Annotated in this window: 9 protein-coding genes; 6 read left to right on the plus strand and 3 right to left on the minus strand. The window is 37.8% G+C overall.

The genetic code is table 11. The features are described from left to right. From H0S70_RS01490 to H0S70_RS01515, 6 genes are all read left to right on the plus strand, one after another. The coding region (locus H0S70_RS01490) for a type IV secretory system conjugative DNA transfer family protein (protein WP_188321450.1) at positions 1–1,034 on the plus strand (1,034 nt) is incomplete at its 5' end. 4 nt (positions 1,035–1,038) lie between these two features. After that, the gene (locus H0S70_RS01495) at positions 1,039–1,896 is read left to right on the plus strand and encodes a M23 family metallopeptidase (protein ID WP_188321451.1); all 858 of its coding nucleotides are present in this window, start codon (positions 1,039–1,041) and stop codon (positions 1,894–1,896) included. After that, a complete protein-coding gene (locus H0S70_RS01500) occupies positions 1,862–2,569 on the plus strand; it encodes a hypothetical protein (protein WP_188321452.1) in 708 nt (235 codons plus the stop codon). The genes H0S70_RS01495 and H0S70_RS01500 overlap by 35 nt, the downstream gene beginning before the upstream one ends. Positions 2,570–2,592: 23 nt before the next feature. After that, positions 2,593–4,959 carry a JAB domain-containing protein gene (locus H0S70_RS01505; protein ID WP_188321453.1) on the plus strand — a complete coding sequence of 789 codons (2,367 nt, stop codon included), beginning with the start codon at positions 2,593–2,595 and terminating at the stop codon, positions 4,957–4,959. Positions 4,960–5,032: 73 nt separating this feature from the next. Next, the gene (locus H0S70_RS01510) at positions 5,033–5,713 is read left to right on the plus strand and encodes a hypothetical protein (protein ID WP_188321454.1); all 681 of its coding nucleotides are present in this window, start codon (positions 5,033–5,035) and stop codon (positions 5,711–5,713) included. After that, a complete protein-coding gene (locus H0S70_RS01515) occupies positions 5,706–10,859 on the plus strand; it encodes an Eco57I restriction-modification methylase domain-containing protein (protein WP_228453761.1) in 5,154 nt (1,717 codons plus the stop codon). Before H0S70_RS01510 ends, H0S70_RS01515 begins: the two co-directional genes overlap by 8 nt. A 362-nt stretch (positions 10,860–11,221) precedes the next feature. Here H0S70_RS01515 and H0S70_RS01520 read toward each other — a convergent pair whose 3' ends face one another. The 3 genes from H0S70_RS01520 to H0S70_RS01530 are packed head-to-tail and all read right to left on the minus strand — an operon-like array spanning position 11,222 to position 14,170. Continuing rightward, complete coding sequence (locus H0S70_RS01520; protein WP_188321455.1) at positions 11,222–12,046, minus strand: DUF6602 domain-containing protein; 825 nt, start codon at positions 12,044–12,046, stop codon at positions 11,222–11,224. Then, positions 12,039–12,503, minus strand: a complete 465-nt coding sequence (locus H0S70_RS01525; RefSeq protein WP_188321456.1) for a Mov34/MPN/PAD-1 family protein — start codon at positions 12,501–12,503, stop codon at positions 12,039–12,041. Before H0S70_RS01525 ends, H0S70_RS01520 begins: the two co-directional genes overlap by 8 nt. After that, on the minus strand, positions 12,500–14,170 hold the full coding sequence (locus H0S70_RS01530; protein WP_188321457.1) for a ThiF family adenylyltransferase: 1,671 nt from the start codon (positions 14,168–14,170) through the stop codon (positions 12,500–12,502). The genes H0S70_RS01525 and H0S70_RS01530 overlap by 4 nt, the downstream gene beginning before the upstream one ends. Positions 14,171–14,172: the final 2 nt, after the last annotated feature.

Genomic DNA, 14,172 nt, shown 5'->3' on the forward strand with positions numbered 1-14,172 from the left:
CGCAGTCGGCAATCAATTTCCTTTCGTCGTGCATCTACTTTTTTGCCAGACTCGAGAACGGAAAATATTCTGATTTACCGCATATCCTTTCCTTTATGAACCGCAGTTACAAAGAGATTTTTGATGCGCTGTTCACCAATGAGGAAATTTTATCGCTGCTGTCGCCGTTCAAGACCGCTTATGACAACAAGGCTTTTGACCAGTTGGAAGGACAGATTGGAACCTTGAAAATTTTTATTTCCCGATTGGCGAGCAAGGAAAGTTTTTGGGTGTTTTCGGGTGACGAAGTCGAACTGAAGATTACCGACAAAGAAAATCCATCCATCCTGATTCTGGCCTCAGATCCGGGAACACAGGATATTAATTCCGCACTTTATTCCTCGGTTCTGAACAGGACTTTGCGATTGATCAACTCCAAACACAATTTACCGGGAGGAATTATAGCAGATGAATTTCCAACGATTTACATCCATAAAATCGACAATGTGGTGGCAACGGCAAGAAGTAACCGGGTTGCGGTTTTGCTCGGACTGCAGGAAATTCCGCAACTCCGACAATTCTACAAAAAAGAGGTCGCCGATACCATTTCCGCCATTGTCGGGAATATTCTGTCGGGTTCCGCAAGAGATAAAAACACTTTGGACTGGCTCGAAAAACTGTTTGGCAAAATCAAACAGAAATCCTACTCCCAATCCATATCGCAGCAGGGAACTACGACGAGCATTAACGAGAAGATGGACAATATGATTCCTGCTGGAAAGATAGCCGCGCTTAAAACCGGAGAAATGGTTGGAATGATTGCCCAGGGCGAAGAAAACGACACCGAAGAATACAAAACTTCCGCTATGAACGGAAAAATCAACCTGGATTTAAAAGCCATCAAGCACGAGGAACAGAACTATGTGAAAATGCCCGTTTATTACTCCTTTGCGGACAAAACAGGAAAAGACCGGAAAGACGAAGTCCTGATGACCAATTTCAGAAAAATCAACAAAGAGGTGGAACTCATTGTGAACGAACTTTCAAAAGAATAAAATAATGAAACAAAAAATAGCAAATATCCTTGTACCCATCTTTATTCTAACAGGAAACTTTCTGTCGGCGCAGTTTAATACGCTGACACCAACCTTACACCGAAGAAGTGAGGTTTTCATCCCTGCTGAAAAAATGGCTGAAACCAAGGACAGGAAAGGCAAAAAATCTTGGAAGGAGGTGTTCAACCTTACTTCAAAATCGAACATAAGGACGGAATTGGACTCCCTGAAATCGTTGATAAAGCAGTATAACGGTGAAGAACAATTCGAGGAAATGCAGTATAAAAAACTGGAAGATTCCCTGCATCAACTGATTTTAAAGAGTGATAATAATAGTAAAAACAATACCCAATTAGAGCAACCAAATTCTATTTCTGATGAAAATGAATGGTTTCCATCCATCTCCAAAATAGTGATGCCCCTGAAGAGTAATCTGTCTATCACTTCGGGTTATGGTTCAAGAATCCATCCCATTTTTGGAATGCGCAAAATGCACAACGGCATTGATTTGAAAGCCGACCACGAAGATGTTTACGCCGTCCTTGACGGAATCGTCACCGAATCGGGTTGGGATTCCAAAGGTGGTGGAAACTACATCAAAATCAAACATTTTGACCGATTTGAAACCGCTTATCTGCACCTGTCGCAATTGTATTACAGGACGGGAGAAAAAGTAAGAGCGGGCTTCATCATCGGAAAAAGCGGAAATACCGGAAATTCTACCGGACCGCACCTGCATTTCGCAGTAAAGGAATATAGCAGAAGCATCAATCCTGCCCACTTCCTCAACGACCTAATCAACGCAAACCAATTAATCGCCACATACTATGCAAACAGAACATTTACCGACCGAAGACCTTAAAAAATTCGGAATCATCAACGAAGACTTATCGTTTTCCAAAAACCTGAAAGCAGACGATATTCAAAAATTTCTTCAGGGCTACACCATTGTCGCCGACAACGGGAAAAACCGGGCAACCTTCCAACTGACGGAGAACAACACTAAACTCAAAGTCATCTTTTTGGAACGGGACAAAAGCATCTCTGAAATCATTGAAAACAGCAAGGAAAGAATTGAGTATTCCAATATTAAAAACCTTTCAGAGTCCAGGGAATCGAAACTTTCCCTTGAGAAAAAGGCTTTCATCTACGATAAGGAAAACAACATCGTGGCAGAATTTGACCTGATTAGAAACGCCACGGAACTGACCGCCATTATCGTCGATAAAAAGGACGTTGTGGAAATCAACCGCTACAAAGTAGAACTCCAAAAACTGAAAAATTTTCTGATGGACAAAATCGACCAATATCCCGAAATCGCCAAAGAGATTGAGAAAGACATCAACATCGTCTCAAGGGAAATAAATACCGTAAACAGCATCAGTCCGGACGAGAAACAAATCTCAAAACGAAAGAATTCGGAGGTTCAACTCAATGTCAACGACAAAGACCTTTATGAAGATGCCAATAGAAATCGGGATGAGCAGAAAGAGGAATTGCAGGAACGGGAGAAACCGAGAGGATTCAGGCGATAATATTCAATTCAAAAACACAAAAAATGGAAAATACCAATCCGAAAAAATTTTCGTCAAGATATGAAGAGGAGATGGACGCAACACGTTCGGGATTTTCATTAGAAGATGCCGTAGATGATATTCATTTCAAGAAGGACATCAGGGAAACGGACCGAACATTCAATCACAATGAAAAAAACCAATCCAATGGAAAGAACACGAATTATGGCTTTGAGGAGGATGAGACAACACGCTATCTCAAAACGTCGGAAGGCGAAATATTACCCTACAAATTATTCTCAGCCGGAAATCATCTTGGTGGGGAATCCCATCTCCTACGGGAAAACGATTCACACCGAGATCCCACCGATTTTGCGTTAGTTGAAAGGCAGTTCGCTGAAAACAGAACCCTTTCGTTTACGGCAGGAACAAAAATTTCTGAAGTTTCGGATGTCGCTTGGCTTTTTCGTTCGTTGGAGGACGAAGCCGTGGAACATACTTTTGCACTATACCGTTTTAAGGACGATAGTTATCTTGTTCAGCATCTATCTTCAGGAGGAATTACTGCAACGGTAGTGGATTTGCGACTTTTGGCGGGAAATGTCTTTAAACTCAATCCCGAAAGCATCACGTTGGTTCACAATCACCCGAGTGGAAGATTGGTTTCAAGCCGTGAAGACCGTTTGATGCTCGACCGTCTGAACAAAATTTTTGACGATACCGGAATCAAAGTGGAGGACGGTATTATCCTGAATCTGCGTTCCGGAAAATACCTCACGTTCACCGCTGAAAGTATTACCGATGTTGTTCACGAACTGAAGAACCAAAACCAGTTTCAAAATCAGTTTCCAGTTAATGTTTACAGTTTCAGCAAGCAGGTTTTTGCAGAGAATTACCAACCGAAACGCATCAACGGTCCCGAAGACATTGCTGCCTATCTTTCCTCCCAGAAATTTGGACTTTCGGACAGAACCGAAGCCCTCATTTTGAACAACGCCAACGAGATTGTAGGAAAATTTGTCCTTCCGCAACACCGCCAATTGGAAAAACTCACGGAATTACTGACCATTCACGCAGGAACAGCCACGATTCTTTATGGAAATAACGTCACCGATGAAATGTTCCGTTCCTACCGTGATAAGTTGGCTTTATCGGGATTTACTGCCTTGGATGCGATCAGACTTAAAAGCAACAACTACTATTCGGTATCGCAGGAAGTGGACATCAAGGTTTCTGATCATCTTTTAAACAAATTCGGCAAAAATAATTTGAATGCTGAACCAATGTTATTTGAACCCGAAAACATACCATATCGCAGTATTTCGGAAAATAAAAACCCTTTGACCAATCCGGAAAATTTTGATTATGCCAAGATTTTTATAGATGACGCAGAAGGCAAGACCAAGCACGAATTTAAAATCTCATTAACAGACGATGATTTTGAAAATTACAAAGAAATTTCGGCAAAGATTCAACTGTATCGGCAATCACAGGATACGGTACTGCTTTTCATCAGTGGTCAGTTGCTGAGTTATGAGCCGAAAGAGCAGACCGAAGACATCATTCAATCTATTAAAATGATTTTCGATCTAACTACTAAGCAGGAAAAAAACCTATTTAACAAACAACATTTTATTAACAACCAAAACCCCAACATTATGGAAACAACCAAAGAATTCAACCAGGTAGATTATTTTAAAAACCAGTTAAAGTACCTCGGTTTCGGCGAAAGTGAAAAACTTCACAAAGATTTGGAGAAAGGCATCAAATCAAAAAATCAGGAATTTGAAATCAAAACATCCTCTGACAAAGCCCTTCCGGGAAACAAGGTAGATTTTACCCTGAAATTCAACAAAACGGAGAATGGAGGTGTTTTTCTCAACACGTACCACGCTCAACTCACCAACGAAAAAGGCGAGGAGATTTCGCACAACTTTCCTGTTAATCGGGAAAATACCTTTACTGCTAAGGAAGCGGTCAACCTATTGGAGGGCAGGAGCGTAAAAATCGAATTCCACAACCCGAAAAGCGACCAATCTGAAACGGCGTTTGTCCAGTTCAACTTCGAGGAACCCAAAACCGACAAGGGAAACTATATTTTTCAGAATTTTTACCAAAACTATGGCGTGGATACTGAAAAAATCGTTGAAAAATCCAACCTCATTTTTGACAAACTGGAGTATAAGGAAAACACCATCAAATCTTTAGAAAAAGGAAATGTGGTAAAAGTGAAATTTGAGATGGACGACAAAGTTGTGGACGGAAAAGCAGTGCTGAATCCCCAGTACAAAAACCTGAACCTCTACGACAGCGAAATGAACAGAATCAATACCAACAAACCTTTGCAAGGTTTGGATTATGAAGAAAAGAATGAGAAAGCCACTGTAAGGGAGCAGAGCATTAAGCGATAAAATAATACCTGACCAATATTATCCGAAGGCGGCAGGTCAGCAATTGATTTGCCGCTTTTTTAAAACTACAAAGATGAAATTAAAAACACTTTTTCTTTTATGCCTTTTGGCAATTTTGCCCTATTCGTGCCGCAAAGAAATCAAATCCGAAAAAGGCGGAATCGATCTTATATCCAATGTTTATTTTGATGCCTCCAAAGGTTTGGAGCAAATGCAGAGTTTCCATTTGTCGAAACTCAATTACTTGGGAAACCAAATCATAGAATTCGTTCCCGATCATTCCTTCCCGGAAATCAACATGCAAACCTACTTCATACAGGACTCACTATACTATCCGGTTAAAGATGGTAACGGAAGCGTCATCCTGTCAGAAGTGGCAAAAACTCAGAAACCGCAATTGGTCTGGAATAAGAAGGAAGGTGCAATTTTTTCAAAGGAACAGATTCTGAACTACCGAAACCGCAGAAAACTTTCCGACACGGTTTTGTTCAACAAAAAATACAAACGTTTCGAGATTAATTCCCCGTGGAATTACACGAGGTTCTACATCTATCCGACGGACACCATTCTGCCTTACTCCATTTACAGACACGCCGAAAAGGATTATGGAGGACGGTTGGAGCGCATCGATTCCTACAATAAAAAGACTGACATTTTTGTAAGTCTGCAACTTTTACCCAGAAAAAATTGGGATGATGCAGCGAAAGAAATTTTTGACTTTAACCATTTTGTAAACAGCAGAAAAAGTGAGTGAACCACTGGCAGTAAACAGTTTTGTTGAGGATATTTCCATCATCGAGGGAACCCGGAATGAAGTCATTGTCTTTAAAAACGATAAAGACAGAACCTCCTTTTTGGAACTCCTAAAACTGAACAACCAAAGCAATCACAGAACTTTGGTAACACTGCATTCGGATGAAAACACGCCAAAATTAATCAGCCAGTTTCAAAACTATGACGGCAAAATATTTCTTTGTCTTCCTGCAGACCAGAAGTCAAATTTATCGACTCAAACAATCCTTTCCGAACTACAAGGGAAAAACATCAAGGATGTCCGACCGCTTTACGGCATCTCTGAAAACGGGCATCAAAATCTGGAGGAATATTTACGGAATAAACTAAATTTTGAGAATAAAAATATTACATTAGCAGAACAAAAAAACTCTGAAGATGAAAGCCACGGCATTAAATCCAACGGAATTTCCAACGCTCAGCACGTGGGAACCGAAACTGTTGGACGAAATATTGGAAAACCTTTCCAGAACGGCGAATCCAAGCAAAATGGAAATCACGCCGGAAGACAAAATGTGGGCAGCGACGATGCTCGAAATGGATTTACAGGCACAGAGCGGAGCGATTTGGGAAACGGAAAACAAGGAGGATCCATTAACGGAACACAACCGCAAAATGCTTCAAAAAATGAGAGAGCAAGAAATATCGTGGGCGGAATCGTATCCGGAGGAATTTCAGCAAATCCAACCGAAGAAAAATTAAACGAATCCAATAAAGATAATGAGGAATTAAATTCTCTTATTTCAAAATACAAAGGTCAGAAACTGACCAATGAACAGGTTGCGGAAGTGGTTTCTGCAACTTGTTTTGTTTCCGATGAAAAGAAGATTCTTTTAAAGGATAACGTAAATATTTCCGATGATCTGAAAGAAATCTGCCATCAGTTCAAAAGCGGCGGAACCGCCAAAGAAGGCAGGGGAATACTAGATGAATACTATACCGATTTCACGATTGTAAATGCCGTCCGTAATTTAATCAAAGACCACTTCAAAAGCCGTTCGGAAATTTCTGTTTTAGAGCCGAGTGTCGGCACAGGGAATTTCCTTAATGCAGCCAAAGATTTGGGAATCAAAACCAATATCACAGCCTTTGAAATCAACGAAACCACTGCAAAAATTACAAAAATCCTGCACCCGGAAACTGACATCAATTTCCGTTCTTTTGAAACCGAATTTATTGATGAAAGAGGCAATAAGAAAGTCTTTTCCGACCAATACGACTTGGTCGTTGGCAATCCGCCTTATGGCGACCATCGTGGTCTGTATAAGGGTTTAGGCGAAGAACCAAAAATATCCAAGTATGAGGATTACTTTGTTAAAAGGTCTTTGGATTCTCTAAAACCCAACGGTATTTTGGCAATGGTGCTTCCTTCCGGTTGGCTGAACCGGCAAAACCAACTAAAAAACGCCGAAATGATTGAGGGCTTTCGTTTGCCGGTTGGTGCTTTTGCAGGAACGCAGGTCGGGACGGATATTATCATTCTCAAAAAAAACGGTCAGAAAATATCCAATAACATTTCGAATTATTTTGAAAACCATCCTGAAAGAATTTTAGGCGAAATCAAAGAAAAGACCAATCGCTTTGGACGATTGGAAAACTATGTTCATGGGAATTTAGAGGATGTCTTAATTCGGATAGAAAATCTTAAAAATAGGAAGGAAACAGAAAGAATCGGAAATCTTTTTGAAGATTTGTTTTTGGAGATGGAGGACGTGAAAAAAGTTGAAAAAACGATAAAGACCGAGAAACTTAAGAATAATTCTGCAGAAGATTTAACAACCGAAAAAGAAATTGATTTTTCTGAACTCAATGGAAAAGTTGAACAGGTTATTTCAGTGCTTAATTCTGTAAAATTCAAATCTCTGGCAGTTGAAAAAGAAATCGCAAAATACACCCAACTACAATCCGAACTCGCTACGAATCCTCAAAGTTTTGCTCAGAAACAGGTTGATGAGTTGATTCAGAAGGCGAACAAGATTCTTCAGACCCAAAAAGAAAAAGACAGGGAGTATCATATCCAGACCAAACCGGAACTCAAAAAAGGAATTCTGAAATACCAGTTTTTAAAAGCTGATAAGGTAGTAGATGCCTCGCTCCAAAACAGTTCCGCTATCACCAAAGAGCAAGTTGAAGCCTTCCGGGATACCGAATACGACGGAACACTAAATAATTACGGGAAACACTACCAATTTGCCAATTATTTGGACGGAAAATGGGTTCACGATTTTTATTACGCGGAAGGAAATATCTATGCAAAATTGGAACAACTTGAAGTAGACTTCAGGGATAAATATGCCGTTGGTGGAACAGAAAACCAGTATGAAAAGCAAAAGAATTTACTTCTGAGTGTCCTTCCCAAACCAAAATCATTGGATGAAATTTCCATCAGTCCCAATCACGAGTTTGTCCACCAGTTTGATTTAGGAACTGTAGAAAAAGACCGTTGGAATCCCAATAGCAGACAGACTGAAACCGTTTCTGTGCCGTATAACCTTGCCGAAAAGTTTAAAGATTTCGTGGGAACTTTGTCGAGTGACGCCTTTGCAGGTTCCTCTTCGTGGGAAGTCCGCGGTTTTGTGGACAATGAAGCCGTGACTGGAAGCGACAAGGAAAGAAACGCCTTGGTTCGTGAAAGGCGAAAAGCGGCGGCCAATGATTTGTTTCAAAAATTTTTGAGGGAAGAATTATCGGATGAATTGCGGGAGCGATTTGTAAAGGATTTCAACCGAAACTATAACAACATCTATGTTCCGGACTATTCCAAATTTCCCCTGTTTTCAAAAATCCATTTAAACTTTAAGGGAAGGGAACTCAAATTAACCGAAGTTCAGAAAGCGGGAATCGGACGGCAGACTACTAAAGGCGTAGGATTATTGGCACATGAAGTCGGATTCGGAAAAACTTTGTCGGGGATTTTGGCGATGCACGAAGCGATGGAAAGAGGAAATGCCAAAAGACCTTTAATTGTTGTTCCAAATGACAGCATCCTAAAACAATGGGTAGAAACGATTTTCGAAACCATCCCCGAAGCCAAAGTCAATGTCTTGGGAAATCTCGGAAAGGATTATGACCTTTCAAAATTTGACAACAAAGACGGTGAAATTACCATCGTGACTTATGAAGGTTTCAATAATATCGGATTTTCTGAAAATATTACCGAAAGTCTCGCTTCTAAATTTTCCTATATCTCGGAAAATGAGATGAGGAGCGTGAACAGCATCAGCGAAAGGGATTTTCAAAAAGAAATCGAGAAGGAAAAAGAATTGGTAGGGAAGATGAAGCGTGGTAAAATTTACGATTGGGAAGATTTTGGGTTTGACCATCTAACTTATGATGAAGTTCATAACGCCAATCACATTGTAGGAAAAGTAAGAATTGAAGACCGCCGATTTGCATCAGATTTTAGAAGTCAAAACCAGCAGACTTCAAAATTGGGAATCAATACCTGGATGGCAGCTCAATACATTCAGGAACAAAACGACGGCAGAAATGTAACACTGCTTTCTGCGACACCATTTACTAATAAACCTTTGGAGTATTATTCCATTTTATCGCTCATTGCAAATAAACGATTAGAGGAATCGGGCTATTTCAATGTCAATACCTTTTTTGAAACCTTTATGGAGGCGGATAACGATATGGAAATTGATGCCAAAGGCGATGTGAAATTCAAAGCCAATGTAAGGCGGTTTAAAAACAATTCATTGTTCCAGCAGTTGCTTTCAGAATTTATCGACATCAAAGGCGAGGAAGACAATCCTGAACTGAAACGCCCCAATAAAATCAACAAGGAATATAAAATTGAGCAGAACGATTTGACCAAAGAGCAATACGACATGCTCAATGAGAATTTTGAGGAAACACAAAAGGGTGCCATTTTAACGCATATCCTCAATGCCAGACTGATTGCAATTTCTCCCTATCTATCTCCGTATTATGAAGATGAAGAACCTTCGTTGGAAGAGTTTATAGAAAATTCACCAAAACTCAAACAGACGATGGATTTGATACAGCAAAATAAGAAAGACATTCCTGAATCGGGACAAATTATCTATTCGGAATTAGCGGTTTCAGAATTTCCCAAAATTAAGGAATATCTCGTGCAGGAAGTCGGATACAAACCTGACGAAATAGGAGTTATCACCGGAGCAACCAGTAAACCGAACCGAGTTAAGATTCAGGATGAATTTAATTCCGGAAAAATAAAGGTAGTTATTGGCAGTGAGGCCATTCAGGAAGGGATGAACCTTCAAGCAAATACGACGGATATTTATATGCTTTCTTTACCTTACAACTTCACATCGTTGAGACAAGTAGAAGGTCGGGCTTGGCGTCAGGGAAACAAGAATGAAAATGTCCGTATCAACTTTATGCTTACCAATGACAGTATTGATGTGTTTATGCTTCAGAAATTGCAGGCTAAGCAGGCAAGATATTTAGAGGCAATGAAGAAAGGAGCCGATGTTTTGGATGTATCAGACATCAGCACGCATGAACTGAAAACCGCTATTATTACCAGTCCGGAAACAAGAGCCAATATCGAGATTGAATTACTGAAAAAGAGAATTGAAAATCAAAAAAGCAGGTATGTAGCAGACAATGCTGTTATCCTTAGAAAGCATCAGGACTTTTTGAAAATACAGGACGGAGTAACCAAAGCCCAGAACGACTACAACCGTATTTTGGGCTATTCTAATGATGGAAGTGCAAATTCAGATTATTGGAAAAATCAACTTTCATTTTATCAAAAAAATATTGATGCTGCTAAACAATTGGTAGATGAAAAAATTAGTGAGTTGGCAGGCAAAGGAATCAATGTAGATGAAATTGAAAAACAGACCAAGTCCACCGATGAAAAGATTTCGGCTTTAGAAGAGGAATTAGAAAAACTCCCGGAAGTTAAGGCTAAATTGGTATCCAAATATACCGAGGAAAAACAGAAACAATTGCTGGAAAATCTCAAACAGGATTATGTAAAAAAAAGAGGAGAGGAAAATGTACAATTGTTTGGAGCGGTTCCATCTTTTCGGGAAGAAAAAAGAGAAATTGTAGAAATTGAAATAGAGGAAAAAGTTGAGAATAACGCGAGTTATTTAAGGAGAAGGTAAATTCTATTTGGAAGTTTAAGTTTTGACTAATTCAAATAAATCCTTTCCATTTAAGCATTTTTCGGCACAAACAGGTAGCGTCCCACTAACTGTGTAAGTTGAAAAGTTATTCTGAAAAAATTCAAACCAAAACAAACACAATCAAAGCAAACCAATCTTAGCCCTTCATCTATTTACACCATTACATCCCTATAAATCTGTTTTTGTATTCCTTCGGAATAACAAAAAATCTTTTTCAGGAAATAAGGTTATCCTACTTATCCATTTTAGAAAGTGTACTTTAGTACAAGTAAATAGATTGTTTTTGATAATTAATAAAATACAAAAATTGATATCAAAATAAACAAAACATATTTTCAATCTTATATCTGTTCGTCAACTTCTTCTCCAATATTTTTCAAGTAAGCATTCAGATTTATTGCAGGGATTGTACCAATTGCTTGCTGTAGATATCGTGTTAATTGCATAAAGAACGTAACAAATGAATGACCAGCCTCACTAAATTTCATTTTATTAAATTTTCGATTAGCATAAAACTCCAAATAAGCATCTTGTCCAACTATTGTAATTTCTTCGCTTGGGTTATAATCTATATAAAAACTACCATAATCAGCAATACAGCCCAAATCAATACTTTGGAGATTATCTAACGCTTTTATATGTTTTTCAATCGTGTCATTATTCTTGTGTGTGAAGCCGTTGGTGCTGCAAAGGATTCCGCCTACTATTTTTGTTAAAGGACGAGGAGTGAATTTTATTCCACCATTGATAAAGCTTGCGGCCTCTCTTTTAAGGACTCTTACGCTTTCTATTTTTTCTCCTGCGTATTCTATATAGGTTTTCTCTCCAACATTACCTTGTATATCAGGTTTGACTTCAAAAACCGCATAGACTCCTTCAGCTGGAATATAATGAAATCCGTTTTGAGTAAAAATAAACGGAGTAAACCAATTATCATAAATAACAATATCCATTTGTTGGCTCGTATTGCCTTCATGGTCTATTACTATTGCTTTGTCAACACAATATCTGTTGGGCAAATATTTTCGTAACCAATCTATCCAAGCATTTTCTAAAGCATCTCCTTTAGAACCTGGATGGTCAATAAACTCTCTGTTTGTATTTAGTTGGGCAGACATCTGTTGCTGTAACCCATTGAATAATTGTTTTAAATCTACTTTACTCATATTTATATAATTTATGTTCAAACCAAACGTAAAATCCAAAATTTACCGTTGTCTTGGAATATCCTATTATCAATAAAACAGGATTTGCGATAGAAGTATTTTTGCTGTTTATAATTGTATTTATTGCGGAAATATCTGTTGCACTTGATATAGGACTATTGTCTGGATGAGTATGCCATTCCCCTATGTAAATCTTTCTCGGATTACTTGCGTAAAATTCTGCAAGCTCATTTTCTATTCCTTTTGTACTTCGTTCAAAAGAATATTTTGATACTTGATACTTCTTCGGAAGTATTGTGTCTGTAATATGCAAATGCTTCTTGTCTTCGGAGTAATACCCAATCAAAAATCCTCCAAATTCTTTAGGATAATGAGTTTTGCCTATTTCCAGAAGTTTATTTAGCAGTTCGTCCTCAACTTCAAGACTTAACCCTATTTGTTCTATTTTTAAAATCAAAATTCTTTTATATTAATGTTGAAGCCACTTGTGTCATCTGTTTCAATAACAAAATTTCTTAATGTTTTTTCCTGCTCTAACGTCAAATTTATCTGCTTTATCGCGGTCTGTACAAGAACATTTATATCATTATAAGAAGCTTTAAATGTTGGACTCCAACAACCTGTAGGATTATGTAAGTCGTCAACGTCAAATTTGAGAATATTTCCGCCAAATTGGGATGTTATAAACTCATACCGATTATGTTCCGTAGCACAGACCAAATGTTTTGCGTGGTTTGATATTGAAAGATTTAAAAGCGTTGAATTTATATTTAACTGACTTAATACGTAAAGCAAATCATTATCTGCAGAGCAATCAAAAATTATATCATATTCATTTATTATTTTCTCAATTTCATTTTTTGTTTGCCGATCATTTAGATAAGATTTTATGACAATATCAAACATTTCAGAAAACTCGTATCCACCTTTTGGTATTTCATAATAGGGAGATATTAAACACAACTCATTTACTAAATCATTGGTTTTGTTGGTAATTCCTGTAAAGAAAGAATATTCAGACCTACAAACATTTTCTGGTTCTTTTACGTCATATTCTATAAAATCTAACTTTCTACAGCCACATCTTACCAATGTTTTAGCTACTATGCTTCCTATAGCTCCGATGCCAATAATCAACATTTTACTTTCTGTTATTCGGTCACTTAGTTTTCCTCTTCCAAAAAAGTACTTATAAGAACAATTCCGGGTCATTGCCCAATGGATTTGACTACCATCTTTAATCTTTGTAAACCATTGCTTGTTTATTTTTTCGCCGTAAAAAGGAAAATTGCCAATCTCCAATATAATCGCTTGCCAATGAATTTCTGTTTCAGAAATATTATATCCTACAAATAAAGGAAGCGTTTTTCCTTTCTCCTTTCCCAATCTTTCTTCAACATTGTGAAGAAATTTCAAAAAGTCTTGTGGTAAGGTAGCTTCAAAGTCTTTCCAATCATCAAAAACCCAACGTTGATTTTTACTTGGAGTATCTTTTAAGAAGATGAATAATCCTGTGCTTTGAGGTAAGTTTTTAAGTTGAAAATTCCAATCTACTTCTACTATTTTTTTTCTATCACTATTTAAAAAAGTTTGAAAAATACTGCTCTGAATATTCTCTTTGTAAAAAACTCCATTGTTCATTATTGAATAGTCAACAAAGCCAAATTGATTTTTATGGAAAGTATAATCTACTTCATTGAAGAAGTAAGCAAAATGGTTTTCATTAAATGCTTTTTGTGTTACAATTAAATGTTCATAATGAGTATCCGAATCTTTGTTGATGTAATATTTCTTAATCCAAGCCTTTACAGATTCAATATCATAAATTAGTTTTTGGGACAAAACAGGAGTATGTGCCGTATGAATACAGATGGCTCCATTTTGCATAATATGTTTATGCTCTATTAAATTATCATTAGAAAACTTAATAGTTTCCGTTTCGTGGCTTTTAAAAGGATATTGCGGATGTACAGTAACATTGAATTCTAGTGGTTGCTCCAAACCTTCAACAAAAACAGTAATACATCCCTCGATGTCAATTTTGCTCTGCTCAAATGGCTTTACAATTTTCACATCGGGAATGCTTTCTACTACTGTATTGATTTCATTTACTCTTTGGTTCATTA

It is taken from the genome of Chryseobacterium manosquense (assembly GCF_014623485.1).
In the GTDB taxonomy this organism is placed as follows: domain Bacteria; phylum Bacteroidota; class Bacteroidia; order Flavobacteriales; family Weeksellaceae; genus Kaistella; species Kaistella haifensis.